Here is a 25,742-nt window from a genome sequence, read left to right as displayed (position 1 = left end):
CGGGGGGCCCCCCGCCCCTCCCCGCACGCTTCCTCCAGCGAGACAAGGACGTCACGATGACCATGACCGAACCGCGCTCCGACGCGCCGACTGTGACCGGATCCGCTCATCCGTTCCGCCGCAGGCCTCAGAAGGACCGCGCGACGACGCTCGCGCGAGCCGGCGACTGGGCCCGCCGCGCTCCCCTGCTCCCCGCTCTGATCTTCGTGATCGCGGTGACCCAGGTGCCGTTCCTCATCACGATCATCGTGTCCCTGTTCAACTGGGAGGCGCTTTACCCGAACGACATCGGGTTCGCCTGGCTTTCGAACTACATCACCGTCTTCTCCGACGAGGCCCTTCGCGGAGCGGTGGTCACCACGATCCTGCTGACCGTGACCGTCGTGCTCGTCAGCCTCCTCTTCGGCCTCGGCATCGCGCTGCTGCTCGACCGCACCTTCTTCGGACGCGGCATCGTGCGCACGATCATGATCGCGCCGTTCCTCGTCGTCCCCGTCGCTGCCGCCCTCGTCTGGAAGCACGCGCTCTACAACCCCGAGTACGGCCTGCTCAACGGCGCCCTGAACTGGTTCTTCGGCCTGTTCGGCGCGACCGCCCCGCAGCCCGACTGGATCGGCAGCAACGCCCTCGTCGCCGTCGAGGCCTCCCTCATCTGGCAGTGGACGCCGTTCATGATGCTGATCCTGCTCGCCGGCCTGCAGAGCCGCCCCCTGGACGTCCTCGAGGCCGCCCGCGTCGACGGCGCGACGACCTGGCAGATCTTCATCCACATGACGCTCCCCCACATGCGTCGCTACCTCGAGCTCGCAGCACTGCTGGGCTCGATCTACATCGTGCAGAACTTCGACGCCGTCTTCACCATCACCTCCGGGGGCCTCGGCACCGCCAACCTGCCGTACACGATCTACCAGCAGTTCTTCCAGGCACAGAACTACGGAGCGGCGTCGGCCGCCGGCGTCGTCGTCCTCATCGGAACGATGGCGATCGCCACCTTCGCGCTGCGCAGCATCTCCACACTCCTGAAAGAAGAGAACCGATGACCGCCCTCATCACGCGCCGCAAAGCGCCTCGCCCCGAGCTCACCATCGCCGGGTCCGGCACCCGCACCCGCGTCGGGAACTCCCTCCTGGGCCTGCTCGCCTGGGTCATCGGGCTCCTCTTCGTCACCCCGGTGCTCTGGATGATCCTCACCAGCCTGCACAGCGAGACCGACGCCGCGACCAACCCGCCGTCGCTGTTCGCCCCGCTCACCCTCGACGGCTACGCGAACTTCTTCGGCGCGAACTCGGGCGCCAGCCCCTGGCCCCCGCTGATCAACAGCGCCACCGCCAGCGTCGTCTCCACCGCCCTCGTGCTCCTGCTCGCCCTGCCCGCCGCCTACGCCCTCAGCATCAAGCCGGTGAAGAAGTGGTCGGACGTCATGTTCTTCTTCCTCTCCACCAAGATGCTGCCGATGGTCGCCGGCCTGCTGCCGATCTACCTGATCGCCAAGCAGATCGGAGCGCTGGACAGCATCGGGCTGCTCATCGTGCTCTACACCTCGATGAACCTCCCGATCGCCGTGTGGATGATGCGCTCGTTCCTCTCCGAGATCCCCGTCGAGATCCTCGAGGCCGCCGCGATCGACGGCGCCAGCCTGATCTCGATCTTCCGCCGGATCATCGTCCCGATCTCCGGCCCGGGCCTCGCCTCGACCGCGCTGATCTGCTTCATCTTCAGCTGGAACGAGCTGCTCTTCGCGAGCGTCCTGACCAGCACGAAGGCCTTCACCGCCCCGGTGTTCCTGACCAGCTTCGTCACCAGCCAGGGCCTGTTCCTCGCCCAGGTGTGCGCCGCAGCCGTCGCCGTGTCGCTGCCTGTGCTCATCGCCGGCTTCGCCGCTCAGGACAAGCTCGTCCAGGGCCTCTCGCTGGGAGCGGTCAAGTGAGCGCCGAGGAGCTGCGCTCCCTCGCCGACGAGTGGGCGCACCCGAAGGTCCCCGTCCCCACCTACGACCGGCACGGCCTGACCGCCGGCATCGTCCACTTCGGGGTGGGCGGCTTCCACCGTGCCCACCAGGCGATGGTCATCGACCGGCTCCTCGCGCAGGGCGAGGCCCGCGACTTCGCGATCTGCGGCGTCGGCGTCCTCGAGCAGGACCGCCGGATGAAGCAGGTCATGGACGCGCAGGACGGTCTCTACACCCTGGTGCTCAAGCACCCCGACGGCACTCGCGAAGCGCGCGTGATCGGCAGCATCATCGAGTACCTCCTCGCGGTCGACGATCCGGAGGCGGTCATCGAGAAGATGGCCGCCCCCTCCACCCGGATCGTCTCGCTCACCGTCACGGAGGGCGGCTACAACTTCCACCGCATCACCGGCGAGTTCGACGAGACGACCCCCGCAGTGCGGGCTGACGTCGAGGCGGCCGGCGAAGGGCGGGCGCCGCAGACGGTCTTCGGCCTCGTGAGCGCCGCGCTGCAGCGCCGACGAGAACGAGGCATCGAGCCCGTCACCGTGATGTCCTGCGACAACATCGCCGGCAACGGCCACGTCGCCAAGAAGATGTTCACCGCCTACGCCCGCCTCATCGACCCCGACCTCGCCGACTGGATGACCGAGGCCGTGCACTTCCCCAACAGCATGGTCGACCGCATCACCCCGGTCACCGGCGACGAGGACCGGGCCGAGGTCCGGGACGTGCACCGGATCGACGACGCCTGGCCGGTCGTCGCCGAGCCGTTCTTCCAGTGGGTGCTCGAGGACGACTTCCCGCTCGGCCGGCCCCCGTTCGAGGACGCCGGAGTGCAGCTCGTCGAGGACGTCGAACCGTACGAGCTGATGAAGCTGCGGCTGCTCAACGCCAGCCACCAGGGACTGTGCTACTTCGGCTACCTGATGGGCTACCGCTTCGCGCACGAGGCCACCGCCGACCCGCGCATCGCCCGGTTCCTCCGCGCCTACATGGACGACGAAGCCACGCCGACCCTCCCGCCGGTCCCCGGCATCGACCTTGAGGACTACAAGTCGACGCTCATCGAGCGGTTCCAGAACCCGGAGGTGCGCGACACCCTCGCACGCCTGTGCGCCGAGTCGAGCGACCGCATCCCGAAGTGGCTGCTCCCCGTCGTCCTCGCGAACCTCGAGACCGGCGGCAGCATCGTTCTCTCCGCAGGGATCGTCGCGAGCTGGGCGCGCTACGCGGAGGGCATCGACGAGGACGGCGAGCCGATCGTCGTCGTCGACCGGCTGGCCGAGCAGCTCACCCGGGCGGCACGCGAGCAGCACGAGGACCGGCTGTCGTTCCTGCGCGATCGCGACGTGTTCGGCGATCTGATCGACCAGCCGCGGTTCGTCGACGCCTACGTCGACGCGCTCGACTCGCTGCTCCTGCAGGGAGCCGCTGAAACCGTCGCCGGCTTCCTGAGGGCCGCCGACGAAGGGTGACTCTCCGACACCCGACACGAAGAAGAGGGAGGAGCGTCAGCTCCTCCCTCTTCTTCGTCTGCGCAGGACCCGGCCCGCGGGCAGACCGAGCCGGGGCTTCTCCGGGGATCAGGTCCCGACGAGGTCCCGTGTCCACGGCAGGTCGGCACCCCGCCGGCGCACCGTGATGGCGGCGCAGGACTGCGCGGTCTTGCCGAGCGCCGTGAGAGCGGCACCGGTCAGCACCTCACCCGCCCGGAACCGCTGCAGACCGGCTGCGTCCAGATGTGCGGTGAGTCCGTGCAGAAGACCGGCCATGAAGGAGTCGCCCGCTCCGATCGTGTCGACGACGCCCGTCGAATCCGCCGTCTGCTCCACTCGCTCGCGGCGCGTGCGCAGGACCGCGCCGGCACCTCCCCGCGTGATCGCGACGAGCTCGGGCCCGGACGCGAGCAGACGATCGGCGACCTCGTCGAGGGACGACCCCGGGTACAGCCACTCCGCGTCCTCATCGCTGAGCTTGATGACGTCGGACGCGGCGATGAAGCGCTCCGTCCGGACGAGCTGCTGCGCGTGCGGGCGCATCAGAGCAGCGCGGACGTTGGGGTCGAACGACACCAGCGACTCGTCGCGCGCGTCGAGGACGAGGCGCAGCGCGACCTCGTCACCCGGCGCGAGCACCGCACCGAGGGAGCCGGTGTGCACGACAGCAGGGAGCCTCTGCGCGGTCGATGGCGCTTCGGGGAGGTCCCAGCGCAGGTCGAAGTCGTACTCGGCCGAACCGTCAGCGGTGATGGTCGCGGTCGCCGTCGACGTCGCGCCGTCGCGACGACCCGCAGGGTCGACCTCGACATGGGACTGCAGGAGATGGGAGCGGATCGCCACTCCCCGGGGGTCGTCCCCGATCGAGGTGAGCAGCCGCACCCGATGCCCGAGCCGGCCCAGGCCCACGGCGACGTTCAAGGGCGAACCGCCCACCCGTTCGGAGACGGTCCCGTCCCGGTCCAGGACGACATCGATGAGGGCCTCGCCGATGACGAGGACGTCGCCTCCCGTCACGAACGGGGCGAGACGAGGAGCTTGCCGGTGCTGTCCGCGTTGGCCGCGGTGAACGCGTCGGAGATGTCCTCGAGCGAGTACCGGCCCGAGACGACCTCGGCGGTCGGCAGACCGCCGTCGACGGCGATGGAGATCGCGGTCTCGACATCGGCCTCGGTGTAGGCCGCGCAGCCCTGCACCCGGATCTCGAAGTCCTGGATGATCGGCATCGGCAGCACGGCGTCGCGCGCGGGAACGCCCACGACGACGAGAGTGCCGGCGCGGCGCAGCAGAGACACCGCCTGCGCGTAGGAGCGCTCGTTCGCGACGCAGTCCAGGACGACGTCGGCAGGCCCACCGAGGGCCGCGGCGACCTGCTCGTTCGCGTCAGCGTCCGATGCCTTCACCGCGCCGTGCGCTCCGATGCGCGTCGCGCGAGCGAGCTTGCCCTCGTCGAGATCGGTGGCGACGACGGTGCCGGCACCCGCGTTCAACGCGGCGACGACGCAGAGGACACCGATGGTGCCGGCGCCGAGGACGACGACGCGCGCTCCGGCGAGATCACCCGCGATACGGGCGGCGTGGACGGGCGTCGCGAGGCACTCGACGAGCGCGGCGGTCTCGTCGTCGACGGAGTCGGGGACGGCATAGAGGTTGCCGGCGGGGGCGACGAAGTACTCGGCCATCGCGCCGGCCCAGTGCCCGGACGGGTCGCAGCCGATCCAGGAGAGCCGCTCACACGCGTTCGAGCGCCCGGCGCGGCAGTTCAGGCAGGTGCCGCAGGCGACGTTGGGCTTGAGGAGCACACGCTGACCGACTTCGACGCCCTCGACCCCCTCGCCCAGCGCAGCGACGACACCGGTCGCCTCATGGCCGGGGAGGTAGGTCGAGGCGAGGAACGGGTGGTGCCCGGCGATCGCGTGGATGTCGGAGCCGCAAATGCCGACCAGGACGCTCTGCACGAGAACCTGGCCCGCCGCGGGCGTCGGCACATCGGCGGTCTCGAGGCGGACGCCTGAGAGCGGCTCGGCGACAGCGCGGTGCATCGTCGTTGAAGCTGTGGGAGGAGTGGTCATCGTCGAGTTCCTTCGAAGCGAGTGCGGAGGCGTGGGCCCGGATTCAGGTCGGTGAAGCCCGCAGCCGTTCCGTCGACTTCGACGGGACTGTCGGCACGAGACCTGGCTGGTGTTCATCGTCGACCTACCCGGGGAGGCGATCTAGACGCCACCTGCAGCGGTTCTGGTACAAATCTGCCGACGATTGTCGGGCATCGCTGAGTCAGCAGGTGCATGCATGCGCTTCGAAGGCTCCATGTTCCGGAGATCCGCTCGAGAATCAGGCGCTCCTTGTCATTGAACGAGGTCGGTGCACTCCCATATCTGATGAATAAGATCCTATTTATCCCGATGTCGAACGGACCGCGGTCGCCACACCCTCCGACGAGACCTTGCAGGCCACCGAGAGCATCCGTTCCTGGTCTCGCCGAAGGGGCGGTCCTTGCGGTGTCGACAAGCGCCGGGGTCCAAGTCCTCCGGCCCTCACCTGAACTGGAGGGAGAACGAAGAGAGCCCGACGCTCCGACGCAGGTCACTCTCCCAGTGCCCGGAACGGAGCAGGCGCCCTCGCAAGTAAGGGCGGCACAACGACCATTCCAACGTCCCCAGCGGGCGGGGTCTAGCCCCGCACCGCCGGTCTTTCACTCGACCCAGTGCATCGCCGCCGAGACGACGGAGAAGGTGCGCCGGTACCGGTCACGACAGAGGACGACTCTCGGCTGGCGAACGTGTCCGGTTCGCCATCCATTCGCCGATCAGGACTGGCAGAACGGTCGATCGGGCTGTCAGCGAACCGGTTCCGGGGCTGGCGGCCGACGCTAGGCCTCTTCGGCCCCCTCCCCGCCGAAGGTCGAATGCATGACCGGCCCGTGACCCGAACTCGCGGGTGGCGACGGATGTCACTGCGCCGACCGTCCGGAGCAGGCCTCGGCCCGGCCCTGGCCGACTCATCGGCGATCGCCCCGAGTGCGAGGGCCGGAGAAGCCGACCCGAGATCGCGTGATCCGTCGTGTCGCATCACGCCTTGACGCCACCGGCGGTCAACCCACTCTGCCAGTACCGCTGTAGGAAGACGAAGGAGGCGATCAACGGCACGACTGAGACCAGCGACCCCGCGATGACCGTCGAGAAGAGCGCTTGAGAGCCGCCACCCGCAGTCGCTGATGACTGGAGTTGAGCGAGTCCGACAGTCAAGGGATAAAGGTCGGACGACTGCAGCATGATCAGCGGAAGGAGATAATTGTTCCATGTCGCCACCAGTGAGAAGAGGAAGACCGTCACGACTCCGGAGGAGAGGAGAGGAAGTGCGATCCGAAAGAATATTCGTGCCTCACTCGCTCCGTCGACTCGCGCCGCTTCGAGCAGCTCGTCCGGAATCGCGTCGGCCGCGTACACCCTGAGGAGGTACACACCGAACGGGCTCACGAGCGAGGGTATTATCACCGCCCAGGGCGTGTTCACCACTCCGATGCGCGAGAACACCAAGTAGGTGGGAAGAGCTAAGGCGGTGAGGGGAATCATGATCGAACCCAAGATCGTACTGAAGACGGCGTCGCCACCTCGGAACCGGAACTTGGCGAACGCATAACCGGCCATCGCTGCTAGGAATGTGGCCCCCGTGGCGGAGATCACTGCATAGAGAATGGTATTGACCAGCCAGCGGCCGAAGATCCCGTCGCGGGCGGCGAAGAGCTGCTGCAGGTTGTCGAAAAGCGCGAAGTCACCTCCGAACCAGAGTCCGAAAGTCGAGAAGAGGCCGGCATTGTCCTTCGTCGACGAGATCACCAGCCACCAGAGCGGAAGGATGAAGTAGAGAACGCACAGCCAAAGAAGGATCGTCATGAGTGTGCTGCGACGCCTGCCCGTTCGACGAATTATCGTCGGCGATCCAGCGCTTCCGAGAGCGCGTACAGCCGTCATCGCGCCATCCCCTCACGACGCTCTGCGCGCTGAGACGAGGATTGGATGATGAACGAGATGACAGCGATGAGGAGACCCAGGAGAAACGCGATAGCGGCCGCGTAGTTGGGCTCACGGTTGATGAAAGCCAGGTTGTAGGCGTAGTAGTTCGGCGTGAACGAATTCGAGATGGCGTCGATCGCAATCGTGTTGAGGAGGCTGGGCTCCGTGAAGAGTTGGAAGGTACCGATCACCGAGAAGATGAGCGTCAGAACGAGTGCAGGGCGAAGCGCTGGCAGTTTGATGCTCAAGGCGATGCGGAACTGCCCGGCACCATCGATCTCAGCCGCCTCGTAGAGCTCGACGGGAATCGCGCGGAGGGCAGCGTAGAGGATGATCATGTTGTATCCGACGAACCCCCATGTGACGACGTTCATCATCGATCCGAGAATGTTCTCAGGGCTGAGCAGATCCGGGGATCCGAGGCCCATGAAGCGGGTCACCTGGGTGATGGGTCCGAAGTTGGGTCCGTACAGATAGCCCCACATGAGGGTGGCGACGACAGCAGGCACGGCGTAGGGCAGAAAGATGAGCAGCCGAGCGACGCTCGACCCGCGGGCGAGCCTGCTATCGAGCACGAGAGCGAGGATGATCGCAAGACCGAGCATGACGGGCACTTGGACGACGAAGAAGAGGATGACGCGGCCCACGCTGCCGATGAGTTCGGGATCCTGAAGTGCACGAAGATAGTTGTTCAGCCCGGCGAAAGTCTGACCGCCGACGAGCGTGGTCTCGAAGAGGCTGAGGTAGCCCGCATAGACGAGCGGCGCGATGAGCATCCCGGTAAACACGAGCAGGAAAGGCGAGACGAAGAGCCAGGCGACTGCGCTCTGACGTCTTCGGGCACTGCCTGCTCGTTTCCGAGTGCGTTGTGGGTCACCGGTGACCGACGGGCGGATTGCTGTGGTCATGTGCGGACCTTCCTTGGAGCACAAGAAGTGGTGGAGGGCGGGCACCTGGCCGTCAGGTGCCCGCCCGACGTTCTAATCGACGGTGAATCCCTGTGCTTCCGCGTAGGTGACGAGGTCGTCCTGCCACGCGTCGAGAGCATCAGCGAGGTCCCCCTTGGCCGAAAGCACAGGAGTGACGTTCTCCTCGAAGCTGGCCTGGACGTATTCCATGAACGGCAGCCACTGGAAGTCGGTGTCCACCGTTCCGGCGATGTCGGCGAACAGTTCGTTCACCCTCTGCCCGCCGTAGAACTCCGGCTCGGCTCCCGTGAAGTCAGGATTCTCGAGCATGTCGGTGGTCGAAGGGAACAGGAACTGCTGCGAGGCGAGCAGCGCAGTCGACTCCGGATCGTGATTGATGAACTTCGCGAGTTCGGCGGCCGCGATCGGGTTCTCAGTCGTGGCGAGCACGACGTTCGAGGAGCCGCCCCAACTGCCGGAGACGTCTTCGGAAGCGGACCACTGCGGCAGCGGAGCTGCGCGCCACAGCCCAGACGTGGCGCCCGCGGTTCCCTCGAGGAACAGAGGGCCCCAAGCGGCCGTCAGCCAGCCCGCGTACGTGCCGTTCGCTAGTCCCTGGTACCACTGGTCATTGAAATCCGCGTCCGTCGAGACGAGATCGCGCTGGATGAGGTCGGTCCAGTAGTCCGCGATCTCCTTCGCCTCTGGACCGTTGACGTCGATCGACACGGTCTCGGCCCCGTCGTAGGAGAAGGGCTGCACTCCGCGCTGCCAGAAGAACGCGATGAACTGATTTGCCTGGGCGGCGCCCATGTTGGAGATGTACGAGCCGGTCTCGGACTTGACGGCTTCTGCAGCATCGGCGTACTCGTCCCAGGTGGCCGGCGGCTCGGTGATTCCTGCGGTAGTCAGGATGTCCTCGCGGTAGAGATTCCCCATCGGCCCGATGTCCTGCGGGATGGCCCAGACCTCCTCGCCCGGTGAGACCTGATTCCATACCCAGTCGACGTAATCGCCTGCGAGTTCGTCTGCGCCGTAGGGTGCCAGATCGAGGAGCGAGTCGGTCAAGACGAACGACGGGAGCAGTTGGTACTCGATCTGAGCGAGATCCGGTGCGCCTTCACCCGCTTCCAGGGCAGTGCGGAGGATCTGATGCTGAGTCGTCCCCTGCCCGAGGTTCTCGACGGTGACGTCGATCGCCGGATACCTCTCCTCGAAGAGAGCGACCTCGTCTTCGATGCCCGGAACCCACGTCCAGAAGGTCAATTCTGTGGGGGTCTCCATGGCCTGTGCAATGTCTTCCTCGGTGACGGCTGCGGTCGGTCCCGTGTCGTCTGATCCGACGCAGCCGGCGAGGGTGAGAACCGTGATTCCCATGATCGCCAGCGTCATTGCTGATCTGCGCTGCATGTGTTTCTCCTTAGTGGTGGGATGTGGATGAGGAATCCGCCGCGTCCACGAACGTGCGGGTGGACCAGGGGCCCAGGCGAATCGTCGTGCCCGCGGGAAGTCCGGTTCCGGTCACCGCGTCGCGGAGCGACGAGGTCAGAGGGAACTCGATCTCGCGCCACCCCCAGTTGAAGACGAACCAGACGCGGTCCCCGGCGCCGTTGACGCCGGACGAGACGGTGAGGGGCAGTTCGTGGGAGGTGGTCAGCCGGTCCGCAATCGGCTCCGGGACGGCCCATCGGATGAGGTCAGCGGCCAGGGCGGGCGACGGTGACGTCCCGAGAACGGTGATCCGTCCTGCGCCGTGCACTCGGCTCGTGGCAGCGGCGAAGTCGCCGAAGCGCGGGTGGTCGTAGCCGAGAAGGGTCTCCGCGGAATCGGCGAGGAGCCCGTCCACCCAGCGCTCGGCTCGGGCACCGTCCGAGAGAGGAAGTTCAGAGGTCGGCACGAGCGAGATCGGCGCCCGCAGGTTCGACACCTCGTCGTAGTGGGTTCCCGACGCGGCGGCGAGACGTGCGGGCATCTGCTCTGTCCGCGCTCGAGCCTCTCCATCGCCGAAGCCGGTGCGCACACCGACGATCAGATGTCCTCCTGCGTGCGCGTAGTCGCGCAGCAGATCAAGCAGTTCATCGCTCGCGACGTAGAGGCCGGCCGCGACGAGCACCGGGTGCGTGGCGGCGAGGACGCCGGCGCCGGACTCGAGAGCCTGCTCCGAATGAAGGATCCGGGCCTGGGCGCCACCGTCGATGACGCCGCGGTAGTGAGCATGGAAGATGTGCTCGTACGAATCACGGCCCGGAGCTCCCTGCGCATCCGGGAACGTGGGCATGAAGTCCAACGCGTAGCCGCTGTCGTTCGACCACAGGAGAGCGACGTCCGCATCAGGCGAGTACCCGGTGAGAGAGGTTCCGATCGCGCGCAGTTCGGCACCGATCTCGGAGACCTCTCTGAACACGCGGCCGGGCTCGAGGCTGTGCGGGAGGACTCCGCCCCAGTGGGTCTCGAAGCCGAAGTGCAGAGTGTGCCAGTGCCAGTACTCGACCATCGATGCGCCGCGGGAGACGAGGGCGAGGGCGGCCTGCTTGAGCTGGCCGGGGTAAGGCGGCTGGTTGAAGTGCGAGCCGCCGATCGCCTGTGCGTTCGTCTCCGTGACGAGGAATCGTTCCTGTCGCGAGGAGTAGAACCTGTCGGCTTGACCGAGGAGTCCCGGAACACCCGTCGTGAACCAAGGGACGTCAGGCTCGAGAACCTGCCCCGCATCGAGGTGATCCTGCATCGAGTAGTAGGGATTCCCGGCGGTGACGTCGAGTGCGCGCACGACCTCGCGGTCGTCGACTCCTGGACGCGCGTAGGCGATGCACGTCGTGACGAACTGCTCCGGGGAGGAGTACTCGCGGACGATGCCGGCCTGCCAGGCGATGAACTCGGTGGTCAGTTCCGCCTGGTACCTCCTCCAAGCCAGGTCGTACTGCGGGGACGAGTTCCCTGCCGGCCGCCAGAGCTCCGACCACTCGTCCAGCCTGTGGGACCAGTAGGTGAGGCCCCACTCGCGATTGAGCGTGTCGACGGTTCCGTACGTCTTCTCGAGCCACGCGAGGAAGCCCTCGAACACGGCCTGACCGTGAAAGAGGTGAAGGCCCGGTTCGTTGTCGACCTGATAGCCGATGACGGCCGGGTGACCGGCGTAGCGCCCGATGATCGCTCGGATGACGCGCTCCGCGTAGATGCGGAACGTGGGGCTCGAGTAGTCGATCTCCTGACGCGATCCCCAGGGGAACGATTCACCTGAGGCGGTGACGAGGGCGATCTCAGGATGCGCGACCTGCAACCACGGCGGCACGGCGTAGGTGGGCGTGCCGAGAACGACATGGATTCCCCTCGCGTGCGCTCCATCCAGCACAGGCTGCAGCCATTCCAGCTCGAACTCTCCCGAGCGAGGCTCCCACGTCGACCACACGGACTCGCCCACTCGGATGACCGTCAGGCCGGCCTCCACCATCAGGTCGAGGTCAGTGTCGAGCCGGCCCTCAGGCAGGTACTCGGGGTAAAAGGCTGCGCCGTACAGCACACCGGGCAGGTTGATCACCATCGAAGATCCTTCCGGAATGTTGTCGACAACATTCACTGGTTCATCATCATCGGTGCGTCTGGAGATCGTGTCAACCCTCACAGGATCGGAGCGGCCACCTCCGACGTTCTCCCCCGGTATCGTGTCGGCATCATGAGTGCACGAGGAGAGGCCGACCGGAACTCCTCGCGGCCTGCGACGATCTATGACGTGGCGCGGAAGGCAGGGGTCTCTCACCAGACCGTCACCCGGTTCCTCGCCGGCTTCGAGGGGATCCGCCCCGCGACGCGAGATCGGGTAGTGGGCGCACTCGAGGAGCTGCATTACCGGCCGAACCTGACTGCCCGGAGCCTCAAGTCGGGGCGGTCGATGCGGATCGGGGCGATCTCGCACGACCTGACGCAGGTCGGACCGAGCAGGATCGCTCAAGCCGCCAGTGATGCCGCGCGGCGAGAAGGAATGGTGCTCGACCTCGTCTCGGTGGACACCCGCGATCCTTCGGCGATCCAGGCGGGGGTCGACGCGCTCGTGCAGCATTCACTCGCGGGTGTCCTGGTGCTCGTCTCCACGGACGAGATGAATGCTGTCCTTCATGCTGCCGAGTTCCGCGCACCGGTGTTCTTCGCCTCTGACAGCGAGGCGACCGCATCGGATCTCGAGGCGCGGTCATCCGGCATCCCAGCGGTGGTCGATCATCTGCGCCGCCTCGGACACACGCGGTTCGCTCATGTCGGTGGACCTCAGAACTGGCCTGCCGCCCGCCTCCGCGATCGCATCTTCGAGGACGCCGTCGTGGGTTCCGCAGGACAGCTGGTCGCTCGGGCCTACGGGGACTGGTCCGCTGAGTCCGGACACCGCGCCGTCGCCGAATCAGGCGACCTCGGAGGAGCGACCGCCCTCTTCGCGGCGAACGACCAGATGGCTCTCGGAAGCATCCTCGCCTTGAAGCGCAGGGGCCTTCGTGTGCCCGAGGACATCAGCGTGGTCGGGATGGATGACATTCCAGAAGCGGCTTACATGGATCCTCCGCTCACAACCCTCCATGTCGACTACGCCTCCCTCGGAGAACGGAGCGTGCGCGATCTGCTTGCGATGTCGGCTGGGCGCAGCCTTGAGCCCCGTCCGCTCGCGGTTCCGCGACTCGTGGTCCGAGAGTCGACCTTTCCGCCGGCCGACCGAGGCGGGGGCAAGGCGAATCGGTGACGGGGCGAGCCCTTGCGAATGGTCCGCTTCCGGCCTCGCGTCATTCCGCGCCGTGGCGACCTCCGTACGGCCCCGACCAACTCTGCTTACTTACCACCCTGGACCTGGCACCCCGGTCCCCGAGGAAACTTCGACCGTCCTCCGATGAGCACGACGGAGCAACGCTCCCTTACGACCTCGGAGCGGCACCGCGCTACCGGAGCGGTCCGAACGGCGAAGGGGCGTCTCAGTTCGCCGTGGCGAGATGAGCGGGCTTTCCAGAATCATCACCTCTCCGTGCGACGGCGGCGGTTCTCGCGCCATGGACGATTATGAGCCCGGAGCCGATGATCGCCCAGCAGGCGAGGACGAGAACGGACTGCGAGACCGCGCTGCCGTCGAAGTACCCTGCAGACTGGAGGGCGCGGACCGCCGCACCCTGCGGTAGGACATCGGACAGGAACTGCGCCCATCCCGGCAGCAGATCGAAGCCGATCGAGGCACCACTGGTCGCGTTCCCGGCGACCGTCAGCAGCAGGACGGCGATGCCGATGCCGGGTGGACCGAGCCAGGTGACAAGAGCCTTCGTGCCGAACGCGCTCGCTGCCGAGAGCAGCACGAGGACACCCGCGAGCTCGGGCAAGGGAGTCGTCACCGCGCCGTAGACGGGGCCGGCGAGCGTGGCGGCCGCGATCCCGATCAGTGCCGCGAACGCACTCAGGATCACGAGTCGGTGTCGGAGACGCACGCGTGCAGCATTGGCGCTCAGCGACTGGGCGAGGATGAATGAGGAGAGCGTGACACCGAAGACGACGTAGAAGCTGACGAGACCACGGCTGTCGAACTGAACGAGTGGCACGATATCCCGCTCAGCCAACGTGAGGTGAGCTGCCGCCGCGATCCCCTGCACCATCGAGCGGACGGCGCCGGACTCGCTCAGACCCGCTGCACTCGCGTAGTCGAGTTGCATGCTCCCCGCCCCGTCGCCCGCTATGACACCCACGGCAGAGCCGCGTTCGACGAGGCTGTGGCCGGCCGAGAGTGAATCCACGTTCGAGATGTCGACTCTCTCGCCGAGCCCTGTCGCAACCTGGTCCTGCAGGCTCGCCCCCACTACAGCAACGGGGATTCGAAAGGGTTCCGGAGCTCGTTGCAGGCCGACGTAGACGGCCACGAAAGCCATGCCGACGACGAGCGCCGTGACGGTCGGCGCGATCCACGCCCGGTGCAGTGTCCGAGTCGAACCGTCCTTCGAGCGGTATCCGCTCATGGCATCCTCCAGCTATCGTGGTTTGAATGGCAAACCATTCTGATAGTACCGAAAGCGGTTTGGAGATCAAACCGAACGCGGATGCGCTGAGTGTTGCTCTCGACGCGGTCAGCGATCGCTGGTCGCTGCACATCGTCCGAGTGCTCGCGCTTGGGGCGCACCGGTACACGGAGATGATCCGAGCGCTCGGGATTCCTCGAGACGTCCTCGCCGGCCGATTGCGACGTCTCACCGAGGAGGGCATCGTGCGACCGGTTCCGGGCGGCGCAGGCGGTCGTCCTCGCGGTTACGAGTTGACCGAGAAGGGGAACGATCTCGGTCAGGTGATCCTGGTGCTCAAGCGCTGGGGTGACCGCTACGGCGCTCCAGACCTGACCCGTCGGACGATCCTGCACGTGCAGTGCGGTCATCCGTTCGTCGCCGACGTACGCTGCCAGGAATGCGGGCACGGCCTGGGTGTCCGAGACTTGCAATCGCCGGAGGCGACCTGAAGTCGCCCGTGACCCCTGACTCGCCCTTGACCAGTGCCACGGTGCGACCATGACGAGCACGACCCTGTCGGTGCTGTCATCGGTACGTCGCTACCCGCGACGCCTCACCTGTGCTCCTAGGCGCCGGCCTGCGAGCCGGACGTCGCAGTCGGGGCGAGCTCGGTCATCGCGATGGTGAAGGCCGGGGACGCAGCGACCTTAAGCCACTCCGTGGCGTGCTCCGGCGTCGGAGCACTTACAGTCCCTCCGCAGTCACCCGGCCCGTCCGCGCTGGAGGCACCGTATTGCTCGTCTACTTCTGGCGCTGGAGCTGCGGAGGGGGGGGCTTAACTAATCCAGCATTGTGGGATAACGTTCCCGTGCAAGCCCACCAACCGCGGGAGAGCCGCGGCTGCAGTGGAGGCTCGGACGCACTCGATGGAGAGGCAACGGATGACCAAGAACATGCTGACGACCGCGACGGAACCGGCGAGGGTTTCTCCTACGGGGACGATCAGAACGAAGCCGCAGACCCTCAGAAAAGTGACGCTCGCCGCTTCGGTGGGGTCCGCGATCGAGTACTTCGAGCTCGTGATCTACGGGGCGATGGCTCCGTACCTGGCGGAGGTCTTCTTCCCGTCCGACGATCGCACTGCCGCCCTTCTCAGTACCTTCGTCGTCTTCGCCATCGCCTTCTTCGCACGACCGCTCGGGGGCCTGATCTGGGGTCCGATCGGCGATCGTGTCGGACGGAAGAAGGCGCTGGTCGCGATCATCATCCTGATGAGCCTCTCGACGGCAGTGATCGGCATCCTTCCCGGCTTCGACGCCATCGGGCCGCTGGCGCCGGTCCTCCTCGTGCTCATGCGGCTCCTTCAGGGGATCTCGGCCGGAGGGGAGATGCCGGGAGCAGCGACACTCGTCGGGGAGTACGCGCCGAACGATCGTCGCGGACTGCAGACGAGCTTCCTCCACTGGGGAGTCGTCAGCGGACAGATCCTGGCTCTTCTCGTCGGTGCAGCACTCGCCATCGGCATCCCCGCCGAGCAGATGCAGGCCTGGGGTTGGCGGCTACCGTTCCTTCTCGCCATCCCACTCGGCGCGGTCGCTCTCGTCATCCGGTCCCGGGTCGACGAGTCTCCGGTCTTCGAGCGGCTCGCTGCTCTGAGCACTGCCCGCGAGAACCCGCTGCGCACTCTGCTCACCACAGCGCGCGGATGGAGGATGCTGGGCCGAACGGCCTTCATCAACCTTCCGGCCAGCGTCCCGGCGTACATGCTGATGACGTTCATGCCCGCCTTCCTCCAGAACAGTCTCGGCTTCGGGAGCTGGCAGGCCCTGATGGCGGTGCTCGCCGGGGTGCTCTTCACCTTCCTCTTCGTGCCCCTTTCCGGCACTCTCTCGGACCGCATCGGTCGACGCCGGATCCTGTTCGCCCTCTGCCTCCTGCAACTCGTGCTCGCGTGGCCGACCTTCGCGATGCTGACGTCCGGCAACGCGGCGCTGGCGGTGCTCGGTCTCGTGCTGCTCGGGACGATGAACGGGACGGCGATCGGAGCGCAGTCCGCACCGCTGCTCGAGACCTTCCCGACCTCGATCCGCTACAGCGGATACGCACTGGCGCTGGGACTCTCCACCGCACTCATCGCGGGCCCGACGCCGTACGTCGCGACATGGCTGGTGGACACGACCGGCAGCACCATGGCGCCGATGTGGTTGATCATCGGATGCGCCGTGCCCTCACTCATCGGTTCCCTCTTCCTGCGCGAAACCGCCGGCAAGCCGTTGGTCACCGACCTCTCGCCGTCCGACGCTCCGTGAACCAGCGGGACTTCCGCGCCCCCGAGCCGACCTTCTGAAGGAGGAGAGATGCCGACGATCACCGCCGTCGAGACGATCCCGACGACCATCCCCTACCACCACGCGATCGAGGCGTCCTCGGGCGTCCTCGACCGGGCGGAGCACGTGCTGATCCTCGTGCGCACCGACGTCGGCGCCACGGGCATCGGCGAGGCCGTATCGAGGTCGTTCGTCTACGGAGAGTCGCAGGAGTCCATCGTCGCGGCAGTGCAGAAATGGATCGCACCGATCCTCGTCGGCGAGGACCCCTTCGCCGTCAACGCGCACCACGAAGCGCTGGCCTGGATCGCCGGCAACAACACCGCGCTGGGGGCCGTCGACATCGCTCTCCACGACCTCCGCGGCACGCTCAGCGGGCTTCCCGCGTGGAAGCTCCTCGGTGGCGAGAAGCGGCCGATGCGAGTCACCCGCATCCTGTCGATGGGCTCGCCCGCCGACAGCGCTCGCGAGGCCCGAGCGGCGGCCGAGACCCACGGCATCAGCAGCTTCAAGGTCAAGGTCGGAGACGACGTCGCCGACGACCTGAGCCGCGTGACGGCCGTCCGAGAGGCCGTCGGCCCGCAGGCGACGGTCTACGTCGATGCGAATCACGGCTACACGGCGGAGCAGGCCGTGGAGATGATGAACGCGGCGGCCGAGTTCGGCGTGACGCTGATCGAGGAGCCGACGCCCGCGGAGGACCGCCTCGGTCGGCGCCGATTCGGCACTCACACGACGGCCGCCATCATGGCGGACGAGAGCGCACCGACCCTCGCCGCCACCGCCGCGGAAATCCTCGAGGGCGGCGCCCGGGCGATCAGCATCAAGACCACGCGGACGGGATTCACGGAATCGGCCCAGATCGTCGCCCTCGCCCGAGCTCTCGGAGCCCGAACCCTCCTCGGCAGCCAGGCCGACAGCATGATCGGAGCGGCCGCGTCCCTCTGCTTCGGCTCGGCGCATCCCGCCGTCGTCCGAGAGCCCGCGGAGCTCGACTACTACACCACGCTCACCGACACCCTCACCTCGGAGCGCCTCGTGGTCTCGAACGGCGTCCTCCATCCCTCCGACCGTCCCGGCATCGGCGTCCTCCTCGACGAGGAGAAGGTCCGTCGCTACCGGGTCGACTGACCGACGGCCGGTCAGCCGAGGGTGACGACGACCTTCCCGGCGGACCTGCCGGTGCGCAGGTGCCCGAGCGCGTCGGGCGCGCGCTCGAAGTCGTACGTCGCCGCGACCACGGGCCGGAGCCGACCCGCGACGATCGCGGGCAGCAGCGTCCGGGCGAGGCCGTCGAGGAGATCGCCCAGCACCTCGGGCGGGGTCAGCCCGTACGACACCGACCGGAGAAGGACGTGGCGGCGGGCGAGAGCGAACAGGTCCAGAGCGCCGGTCCCACCAGCCAGCCGTCCCACACTGACGACGGTGCCGCCGTCGCGGGCGGCTGCGACGGCGGAATCCAGCGCATCGCCGCCGAGGTGGTCGAGGACCACGTCGGTACCGACTCCGTCGGTCGCCTCGAGGGCCGCCGCGGCGATGCCGTCGTTGGCGGTGAGGAGCACCGCGTCGGCACCGGCGTCGGCGAGTGCGCGGATCTTGTCCTCCGATCTGGTGGTCGCCAGGACGCGCCGCGCCCCGCGCTCCTTCGCGACCTGCACGGCGACGAGTCCGAGTGCCGAGCTTCCGCCGGTGACGAGCACGGTGGATCCCTCCCCGATCGCCGCCGTCTCAGCGGCGCCGAACTCGGTCGTGAAGGCCGTGGGCGTCGCGGCGGCGTCGACGTCGCTCAGCGCGTCGGGAGTCACGAGCACGTGGCGGTGGTGGGCGACGACGTACTCCGCGAGCGTCCCCTCCGCGATTCCGAAGACCCGGCGGCGGAGGAGATCGGCCGGAGCGGTGGCTCCGACGGCGACGACCTCGCCGGCGAATTCGAAGCCGGCGACGTGCTCCTCCCCCGCTGCGGTGAGGTCGCCGTTGTTCAGGGCCGCGGCACGCACCCGGATCAGCAGCTGCTCGGCTTGCGGGACGGGAATCGGCAGGGTCGCGCGCTGCAGCGGCACGCCCTCTGCGCTGGTCCAGGCCTGCATGGAGCCGTCGGGCGTGGTCGGGGTCGTGTGCGTCATAGGAGTCCTCACTCACGTCGTCTCCTCGAGTGAAGCAGCCGCACCCACCGGGAGACAGGTTCAGGCAGAGCCCCCCTCGTCGCCCTCGGACGAGCGATTCGGAGGTCAGTCGTTCTCGAGAGAGAACGAGAGGATCCGATCGTCGTCGGTCTCCGGGTCGCCGCGACCGTCGGTGTTGCTCGTCGCGACCCACAGCCGCCCGTCCTCGGCGACGGTGACGTCGCGCAGCCGGCCGAACTCCCCCACCGCGTGGTCGGTCGAGGTGCTGGGCGCGTCGACCGGCACGGCACGCAGCACCTGGCCGCGCAGATTGGCGAGGAAGAGCGTGCCGCCGATCTCGGCCATCCCGCTCGGGCTCGCCTCGTCGGGCCCCCACTGCTGCACCGGGTCGACGAAGCGGTCGTCCTCCGCGATCCCCTCCACCGTCGGCCAGCCGTAGTTCGCGCCGGGCGTGATGATGTTGAGCTCGTCCCAGGTGTCCTGGCCGAACTCCGTCGCGAAGAACGTGCCGTCCTCGGCCCAGGCGATGCCCTGAGGGTTGCGGTGGCCGGAGCTGTAGACGAGCGAGCCGGGGTACGGGTTGTCGTCCGGGACCGTGCCGTCCGGCGTCATCCGGAGGATCTTCCCGCCGAGCGAGTCGAGGTCCTGCGCTCGCTCCGAGCGGCCCGCGTCGCCGACGGTGGCGTAGAGCATGCCGTCGGGGCCGAAGGCGATCCGCCCGCCGTCGTGGTAGCTCGCTGACGGCAGTCCGTCCAGCAGCGTTTCTGCGGGGCCGAGCTGCAGAGCACCGGCCTCTCCCGTCACCTCGAAGCGCTGGATGCGGTTGCCGTCGCGGCCTGTCGAGTAGGCGTAGAGGCGGTCCTGGTAGACGGCGAGGCCCAGGAGGCCGCTCTCGCCCCGCGCGAGCACGCCGTCGATGCCACCGACCACTCGACTCGAGCCGTCGGCACCCAGCTCGAGGACTTGCGCGGTGTCCCGCTCGCTCACGAGCGGAACACCGCGGAGGGACACGATGGACCAGGGTGCTTCGAGTCCGTTGGTGACGACCTCGGGCTCGCCCAGCGAGAGCGGCGCGACCGTCGGCTCGGCCGTGGCGCTGGTCGGAGCGTCCGGAGTGGTCGACGGCGCGGTGCACGAAGCGAGAACGGTGCCCAGTGCGAGAGCGGCGGCGGTAAGCACGACGCGGACGGGCGTTCTGGTCATGAGCGTCTCGATTCTGATGAAGGAACGATGGAGGGGAAGGGAACGGCGTGCCCTAGGGGACTCGATGGCCGCGCGGGATCGCCGCGATCTCGATCCCGAAGACGCTTCTGAGAAGCGAGGCGAAGCGTCGTTCGAGCTCGGAGCAGATCGGGTCGCCCTCCGCCCAGATCCGTGCTGCCCTGCAGGCGTCCTCGAGTCGTTCTGCAGTCACCGTGGACCACCAGGCGGGCTCAGCAGCGGCAGCGAGGAGGAGTCGTGCGGCATCGACCTCGAGTCGGAAGCGGGCGAGAAGGCGACGCATCGAGTCCGGGTCGGACTTCGCCGCCCAGAGGTCGTCGATGTGCGCATCGAGCTCTGCGTCGCCGAGGCAGCATGCGTCGACGACCACCTCGCGTGCTCTCCGGCGCGACAGGGAGGAGGTCTCTCGGAGGTCGGTCACGGTCAGCATCGCTCGTCGGTGATGCGCCAGATCATCTCACCAGTGGTGGATTCACTTGAGGACGCAGAGGCCACGCTCTGGCCGATCGACCCCATCGCCAGTACTCCGAAGACTGCTGCCGCAATTGCGACGAGCACCCACAGAGCGGCTATGGACGGGCGGGGCTGCCGGGACGTCGTCATGAGTCTCCTTAGGGACGGAGGAACGCGAGCGGCGGCACCGGAGCCCCTGTCCGAGCCGCCGCGAGAGGGATAGGGGTCTCTCCCGCGGACTGGGACACGATGCTCTCGTCACCGGGGCCTTCACGCGACGTCCGCGCCATGGGAAACGCGAACGCCGTCCTGTGAGGCCGAGTGGGGGTGTGACGGTCGATGGCTCCGGTGCCGCTCATCAGCGACGGTATCCGGGGCCTCTCTCAGTGAGCGAGGGGCTGACAGAGCCTCCCTCCCGGGCCGTGCACTCAGGTGTATGCCAGGAATCGTCCGGCGAAGACCACCCCGGTCCAGGCGATCAGCGACAAGCCGGCGGCGACCAGAGCGGCGGGCGGAGGAGAGGCCTCCGCCCAGTCCTCGACCCGGCGGTAGGCGCCCCGGTGGAACACCAGGACGTTCAGCCCCGCTACGAGCAGGAGTCCCAGCTTCCAGGGCGCGGCGGCGGAGCCGGCGACCACGGTCGTCTGTGCGCTGAACAGCGCGACTCCTGTGAGGAGGGCGACCGCCAGGCCGACGTGGGAGACCGGCAGGAGCGAGCGGGCGGCCGTGGTGACGGAGACGAGACGGCGCCCTACTCCGAGCAGGCGGAGATCGAAGGCGAAGGCCGGGCCGATCAGCAGGGCGATCCCGACGATGTGGATGCTCTCGAGCGTGGGGTACAGGAACGGAGTGCCCCGCACGGCCTCTCCGACCGCCGTGCTCTGGAGCCATGCGAACGCCGTCTCGAGCCACTGCGGCATCTGCGAGCCGCTCAGCTCTGCCCGGCGCGGCGTCGCAGGTAGAGCAGCCCGCCCACGGCCGCGCCGAGGACCACGGCGCCGAACGCCACCCAGACGCCTGTCGTCGCGACACCGTTCTGTCCGGACGCCGCTTCGGCGTCGGACCCTGGGGACTCCTCCGCGTCCTCCATCGGATCGGCCGCGGTCGATGTCGAGGCGGGCGCAGGCGTCGACTCCGCGCCAGACGACTCGGGCAGCGGTGCGCGGACCGGGAGCATGTCGCCGAGCACCTGGTTCACCGGCACGTCGTCGTCTCCGTACCAGAAGGCGACGGGGCGGAACAGGGCGTCGTCCGTCCGGTCGATGTAGCCGACTCCCTGGAATCGCTCTCCGATCTCGAGCGGCCGATCGAGTCCCCATCTGCCGGTGTAGGCGGGCGGAGCGATGGTCACTTCGAGCTCGTCCTGCGAGCCGGAGTACGCGAGCGCAGCCTCGACGCGGACGCTGTCCTCGGGGCCCTGCAGCTCCTCGGGGATCGTCAGCTCCGGGGTGTCGGCGGGGAGCTCGCCGTCGAGGGTCGTGTCGAAGTACGAGTGCGGTTCGCCCCAGCTGCCCTCGGAGGAGACCGTGCCCGCGATGTACACCAGGTGGTCGGTGTCGAAGCCGTCCCAGCCGTGATGGGCGGCGGCAGGTGCTGCCGGTACCAGGACCAGCGCTGCGGCGGCGGCGCCAGCGAGGGCGGCGCCCGAGAGCCTGTTCGGGGGAAAGCGGGTGGGCGTCGTCGTGGCCATCGTCAGTGAACCTTCCAAGTCGGTTGTGGACAAGGCCGACGCTAAAGGGCCTCCAAGGGTTTCTGAGAGGTTCTCTCAGAACCCCTCACTTCACTGAACCCGGACCTCCACAGAGCCGTCGCTCGCGTCTCGGAGCGCGTCGACGTCGTCGAAGACGCCGAGCGGCACGATGCCGGAGTACGCCCCGACGCTCTCGTAGTAGAGGACGAGGCCCTGGTCGGGCGCGTAGTAGCCGAGGGTTCCGGCGGGCGCTGCCGCCCGATCCGTGGCACCGGTGAGATCGAGCGGCGCGGAGAGCGTCGCGATCTTCTCCTGCCCGCCGTAATCGCTGAAGTCGAGGGTCGCCGGCAACTGAGCGAGGAGAGAGCGGGAGGCGGCGGAGTCCTCCAGGGTGGCCCGGATCTCGCGGTCGCCGAACCGGAGCGTGAGAGAGGTCCGGGTGTCGGACGGCGCGGTCGTCGTGGGAGCTGCAGCGGTGGCCGGGGCGGACTCCGTGGGCGGGGCCGACGTCGGACCGGTCGGCGCGCCGGACGACGGGCCCGCGGGGACCGAGGAGCCGTTCATCGCGGGTTCGGCACTGCCGTCCGAAGCACTGCACCCGGAGACGGACAGGACGAGACCGACCAGTGACGCGAGGAGGACAGGAGTCCTGCGGCGGGATCCGGGTCCGGCAACGGTTCTCTGGCAACGGCGGTCGTTTCTCATGGCTCCTCCTCAGGATCGTGACGATCGAACGGCCGTTCGTGTCACTCCCCCATCGAAGTCCTCACCCAGCAATCCAGCGAGGTGCTGCCGTGACGGGTCACGGCAGCGCCCCGCTGGACGATCGCGTCGCTGTCGCCGACTCGTCGCGTCAGGTCTCGGCGGGTGCGGCCGCGTTCACCTGCGCGAGCGCGTTGAGGGTGCGCGGGTAGCCGATGTACGCGACCAGCACGGTCAGAACCTCGAGGAGGTCGCCCCGGGTGCTCCCGACCTTCAGGTTCGCGGTGACGTGGCTCTTGACCTGACTGTCGGCACCGCCGAGTGCCGCGAGCAGCGCGAAGGTGACGAGCTCGCGCTGCTTCACATCGAGACCGGTGCGGGTGTAGTGGTCGCCGAAGCAGTGGCCGGCGAGGAACTCGGAGAAGCGCCGGGTGTCGGCCGGCCCGGCGAAGAGGCCGTCGACGACTTCCGGTCCGAAGATGCGTGTCTGCACGTCGAGCCCTGCCTCGCGCCGGGTCTCGGGAGTGGTGGTCGACTGTCCCTCGAGGGGCAGGGCGATCCCGTGCGCGGTGAGGATCTCGTTGCTCAGAGCGATGAACTCGATCCCCCGCGCGCTGCCGACGTAGGCGACGGCCTGATAGGTCACCTCCTTCACCTGGACGGGAGGGACTCCGACCTCGAGCGCGACGCCGAGAAGCACCCGGAACTCACCCGCCGCCCCGACCGCGATGCAGGCCGCGAGCTGGTAGAGAAGCCGCTCTCGCCGATCGAGGTCGACATGCCCGAGCGTCTCGCCGAACGCGAAGTCCCGGTAGAAGGCGAAGAACTCCGGGTCGGTCGCACCGAGCGAGGTGCCGTCCGGGTCGGGTCGTGCAGGGAACAGGATCGCGAATTCCGCGAGAGCGTCCTCGTGGGCGGTCATGACGACGTCCTTCCGGTGAGCGGGTCTGCGGCGTTCACGCATCGGCGCCGAAGCACTCGGCGTCGGTGACGTGCTCCAGCCAGGTCGTGGTCGTGGCGGGATCGTCTCCGTTCTCGGTCATGGCGATGTGCTCCATGAAGCGGTCGCGGGGCGCCGAGTGCCAGTGCTCCTGGCCGGGCGGGGTGTAGACGGTCTCTCCGGGGCGGGCCTCGATGACGACCCCGTCGCGGGTCCCGAACCGGCCCACGCCCTCGGTCACTCGGAGGTACTGCCCGCGGGCGTGCGAGTGCCATGCGGTCCGAGCGCCCGGGGCGAAGCGGACGGTGGCGACGGTCATGTGCTGGCCGTCCTCATGCGGGACGGCGATCATGTCGAGCCAGACGTCGCCGGCGAACTGCTCGGGAGGATTCTTGGTCGTCGGGAGGGAGGGTTCGATGTTCACAATGTTCTCCTTCATCGTTCCGGAGGTGAGGGGAGCAGGCGGTCCCACTCGGTGCGGGGTCGCAGCGTGATCAGAAGGTGATCATCGCCTTGAGCACCTGGCGGTCGTCCATGGCGCGGTAGGCGTCGGGGACCTCGTCGAGTGCCACGGTGCGGTCGAACACCCTGCCCGGGTCGATGCTCCCGTCGAGGATCGCGGGCATGAGCTGCTCGATGTAGCCACGGACCGGGGCGGGCCCACCGGTCAGGGTGATGTTGCCGCCGAAGAGGCTCCCGAAGCCCACGGGAGCGTCCTCGTACTGCGGAACACCGACGCGGCTGATGACACCGCCGGGCCGGACGATCTTGTACGCCTGCTCGTAGGCGGGCATGTGACCGACGGCCTCGAGGACCTTCCGCACTCCGACACCGCCGGTGAGGTCCTTGACCCTCGCGATGCCCTCCTCGCCGCGCTCGGCGACGACATCGGTGGCTCCGAACTCGATGCCGAGATCGGTGCGAGCCGTGTGACGGCCCATCAGGATGATGCGCTCCGCGCCCTTCTGCTTCGCCGACAGCACGGCCATGAGCCCCACCGCTCCGTCGCCGATCACCGCGACGGTGTCGCCGGGCGAGACCTGGGCGCTGGTGGCGGCGTGCCAACCGGTGCCGTACACGTCCGACAGGGTCAGGAGCGAGGTCAGCAACGGCGACGACTCGTCGACGCCGGGAACCTTCACCAGAGTGCCGTCCGCGAGAGGCACCCGGATGGCCTCCGCCTGCCCGCCGCCCATGCCGGGCATGTCCCAGAAGCCGCCGTGCACGCAGGAGGTGAAGAGCCCCTCCCGGCAGAACTCGCAGGTGCCGTCCGAGAAGGAGAACGGAGAGATGACGAGGTCGCCGACCGCCAGCGTGCGGACCTCCGCACCGATCTGCTCGACGACGCCGATGAACTCGTGACCCATCGAGACTCCTTCGGAGCTCTTCTCCATCCCGTGGTACGGGTGCAGATCGGATCCGCAGACACAGGCGCGGACGATGCGCACGACGACGTCCGTCGCCTCCTGCAGGACCGGGTCGGGTGCGTCGATGATGCGGACATCGCCGGCGCCGAACATATAGGCGGCCTTCATGGGTGACTCCTGTCTTTCGGGCGGCGCGCTGACGGTTGTCAGCGGGCGTGTCGGAGGGTGACGCGGGTTCCGTCGGCGAGGTCTTCGACGGGGCCGAGGTCGTCGAACTCTCCGAGCGGCACGATCCCGGAGAACGTGCCGACGTGCTCGTAATAGAGCACGAGGTTCCGAGTGGGGCTGTAGTAGCCGATCGTGAGCGGCTGAGCATCGCTGCGCGGCGGTGCGCCGTCGAGGCTGAGAGCCACTCCGAGGTCGGCGAGCTTCTCCTGCCCACCCATGTCGCGGAAGGACAGTGTCAGCGGGAGCAGGGCGAGGAGGGACTCACTCGTCGCGCTGGCATCGAGTCGCCCGGAGACCTCGACCCCGTCGATCTCGAGGACGATCGGCGTCGGGGCGCCTGGGGCGGTTGTCATCGGCAGACTCCTGTCCAGG

General features: G+C 67.9%; 23 protein-coding genes. 7 read left to right on the top strand and 16 right to left on the bottom strand.

Annotation, left to right across the window (positions count from 1 at the left end):
• Positions 1–62 precede the first annotated feature (62 nt).
• Genes MT350_RS17210 through MT350_RS17200 form a run of 3 tightly spaced genes read left to right on the top strand, consistent with a single transcriptional unit; the run spans position 63 to position 3,426 of the window.
• Positions 63–1,040 (top strand): carbohydrate ABC transporter permease, encoded by a 978-nt coding sequence (locus MT350_RS17210; RefSeq protein WP_243600288.1) that lies wholly within the window; start codon positions 63–65, stop codon positions 1,038–1,040.
• Positions 1,037–1,927, top strand: coding sequence for a carbohydrate ABC transporter permease (locus MT350_RS17205; RefSeq protein WP_243600188.1), 891 nt, complete (start codon positions 1,037–1,039; stop codon positions 1,925–1,927). Before MT350_RS17210 ends, MT350_RS17205 begins: the two co-directional genes overlap by 4 nt.
• On the top strand, positions 1,924–3,426 hold the full coding sequence (locus tag MT350_RS17200; protein WP_243600187.1) for a mannitol dehydrogenase family protein: 1,503 nt from the start codon (positions 1,924–1,926) through the stop codon (positions 3,424–3,426). Before MT350_RS17205 ends, MT350_RS17200 begins: the two co-directional genes overlap by 4 nt.
• A 108-nt stretch (positions 3,427–3,534) precedes the next feature.
• Here the strand turns inward: MT350_RS17200 and MT350_RS17195 are convergent, their stop codons facing one another.
• The 6 genes from MT350_RS17195 to MT350_RS17170 form a co-directional block, all read right to left on the bottom strand.
• Positions 3,535–4,464, bottom strand: coding sequence for a carbohydrate kinase (locus MT350_RS17195; RefSeq protein WP_243616315.1), 930 nt, complete (start codon positions 4,462–4,464; stop codon positions 3,535–3,537).
• A complete protein-coding gene (locus MT350_RS17190) occupies positions 4,461–5,519 on the bottom strand; it encodes a zinc-binding dehydrogenase (protein WP_243600185.1) in 1,059 nt (352 codons plus the stop codon). The genes MT350_RS17195 and MT350_RS17190 overlap by 4 nt, the downstream gene beginning before the upstream one ends.
• A 996-nt stretch (positions 5,520–6,515) precedes the next feature.
• Positions 6,516–7,340, bottom strand: a complete 825-nt coding sequence (locus MT350_RS17185) for a carbohydrate ABC transporter permease (RefSeq protein ID WP_243600184.1) — start codon at positions 7,338–7,340, stop codon at positions 6,516–6,518.
• A 74-nt stretch (positions 7,341–7,414) separates the two neighbouring features.
• Positions 7,415–8,368 (bottom strand): carbohydrate ABC transporter permease, encoded by a 954-nt coding sequence (locus MT350_RS17180; RefSeq protein ID WP_243600183.1) that lies wholly within the window; start codon positions 8,366–8,368, stop codon positions 7,415–7,417.
• Between the two features lie 72 nt (positions 8,369–8,440).
• Entirely contained in the window at positions 8,441–9,778 is a 1,338-nt protein-coding gene (locus MT350_RS17175) for an ABC transporter substrate-binding protein (protein ID WP_243600182.1), read from the bottom strand.
• Between the two features lie 10 nt (positions 9,779–9,788).
• The gene (locus MT350_RS17170) at positions 9,789–11,906 is read right to left on the bottom strand and encodes a beta-galactosidase (RefSeq protein ID WP_243600181.1); all 2,118 of its coding nucleotides are present in this window, start codon (positions 11,904–11,906) and stop codon (positions 9,789–9,791) included.
• A gap of 189 nt (positions 11,907–12,095) precedes the next feature.
• Between MT350_RS17170 and MT350_RS17165 the strand changes: the two genes are divergently transcribed.
• The gene (locus tag MT350_RS17165) at positions 12,096–13,088 is read left to right on the top strand and encodes a LacI family DNA-binding transcriptional regulator (RefSeq protein ID WP_243616314.1); all 993 of its coding nucleotides are present in this window, start codon (positions 12,096–12,098) and stop codon (positions 13,086–13,088) included.
• 226 nt (positions 13,089–13,314) lie between these two features.
• Here the strand turns inward: MT350_RS17165 and MT350_RS17160 are convergent, their stop codons facing one another.
• Entirely contained in the window at positions 13,315–14,337 is a 1,023-nt protein-coding gene (locus MT350_RS17160) for a hypothetical protein (protein WP_243600179.1), read from the bottom strand.
• A 26-nt stretch (positions 14,338–14,363) separates the two neighbouring features.
• Between MT350_RS17160 and MT350_RS17155 the strand changes: the two genes are divergently transcribed.
• The 3 genes from MT350_RS17155 to MT350_RS17145 all read left to right on the top strand — a co-directional run bounded on the left by MT350_RS17155 (position 14,364) and on the right by MT350_RS17145 (position 17,777).
• On the top strand, positions 14,364–14,828 hold the full coding sequence (locus MT350_RS17155; RefSeq protein WP_243600178.1) for a helix-turn-helix domain-containing protein: 465 nt from the start codon (positions 14,364–14,366) through the stop codon (positions 14,826–14,828).
• A 432-nt stretch (positions 14,829–15,260) separates the two neighbouring features.
• Positions 15,261–16,628: an MFS transporter gene (locus MT350_RS17150; RefSeq protein ID WP_243600177.1), complete on the top strand. Its 1,368-nt coding sequence runs from the start codon at positions 15,261–15,263 to the stop codon at positions 16,626–16,628.
• 48 nt (positions 16,629–16,676) lie between these two features.
• Positions 16,677–17,777, top strand: a complete 1,101-nt coding sequence (locus MT350_RS17145; RefSeq protein ID WP_243600176.1) for a mandelate racemase/muconate lactonizing enzyme family protein — start codon at positions 16,677–16,679, stop codon at positions 17,775–17,777.
• Between the two features lie 11 nt (positions 17,778–17,788).
• Here MT350_RS17145 and MT350_RS17140 read toward each other — a convergent pair whose 3' ends face one another.
• The 9 genes from MT350_RS17140 to MT350_RS17100 form a co-directional block, all read right to left on the bottom strand.
• Positions 17,789–18,769, bottom strand: coding sequence for a zinc-binding dehydrogenase (locus MT350_RS17140; protein WP_243600175.1), 981 nt, complete (start codon positions 18,767–18,769; stop codon positions 17,789–17,791).
• A 105-nt stretch (positions 18,770–18,874) separates the two neighbouring features.
• Positions 18,875–19,972: a sorbosone dehydrogenase family protein gene (locus MT350_RS17135; RefSeq protein ID WP_243600174.1), complete on the bottom strand. Its 1,098-nt coding sequence runs from the start codon at positions 19,970–19,972 to the stop codon at positions 18,875–18,877.
• A gap of 899 nt (positions 19,973–20,871) precedes the next feature.
• Positions 20,872–21,363, bottom strand: coding sequence for a hypothetical protein (locus MT350_RS17130; protein ID WP_243616313.1), 492 nt, complete (start codon positions 21,361–21,363; stop codon positions 20,872–20,874).
• An 11-nt stretch (positions 21,364–21,374) separates the two neighbouring features.
• Positions 21,375–22,133 carry a hypothetical protein gene (locus MT350_RS17125; protein WP_243600172.1) on the bottom strand — a complete coding sequence of 253 codons (759 nt, stop codon included), beginning with the start codon at positions 22,131–22,133 and terminating at the stop codon, positions 21,375–21,377.
• A 90-nt stretch (positions 22,134–22,223) separates the two neighbouring features.
• Positions 22,224–22,697, bottom strand: a complete 474-nt coding sequence (locus MT350_RS17120) for a cyclophilin-like fold protein (protein WP_243600171.1) — start codon at positions 22,695–22,697, stop codon at positions 22,224–22,226.
• A gap of 289 nt (positions 22,698–22,986) precedes the next feature.
• Positions 22,987–23,757: a carboxymuconolactone decarboxylase family protein gene (locus tag MT350_RS17115; protein WP_243600170.1), complete on the bottom strand. Its 771-nt coding sequence runs from the start codon at positions 23,755–23,757 to the stop codon at positions 22,987–22,989.
• A gap of 34 nt (positions 23,758–23,791) precedes the next feature.
• Complete coding sequence (locus MT350_RS17110) at positions 23,792–24,199, bottom strand: cupin domain-containing protein (protein WP_243600169.1); 408 nt, start codon at positions 24,197–24,199, stop codon at positions 23,792–23,794.
• 70 nt (positions 24,200–24,269) lie between these two features.
• Positions 24,270–25,310, bottom strand: coding sequence for an alcohol dehydrogenase catalytic domain-containing protein (locus tag MT350_RS17105; protein ID WP_243600168.1), 1,041 nt, complete (start codon positions 25,308–25,310; stop codon positions 24,270–24,272).
• 38 nt (positions 25,311–25,348) lie between these two features.
• Positions 25,349–25,723 (bottom strand): cyclophilin-like fold protein, encoded by a 375-nt coding sequence (locus MT350_RS17100; RefSeq protein ID WP_243600167.1) that lies wholly within the window; start codon positions 25,721–25,723, stop codon positions 25,349–25,351.
• Positions 25,724–25,742: the final 19 nt, after the last annotated feature.

The sequence above is a fragment of the Rathayibacter sp. VKM Ac-2928 genome (assembly GCF_022815545.1).
Lineage (GTDB): Bacteria > Actinomycetota > Actinomycetes > Actinomycetales > Microbacteriaceae > Rathayibacter > Rathayibacter festucae.
This window is presented reverse-complemented; position numbering and strand designations above follow the sequence as displayed.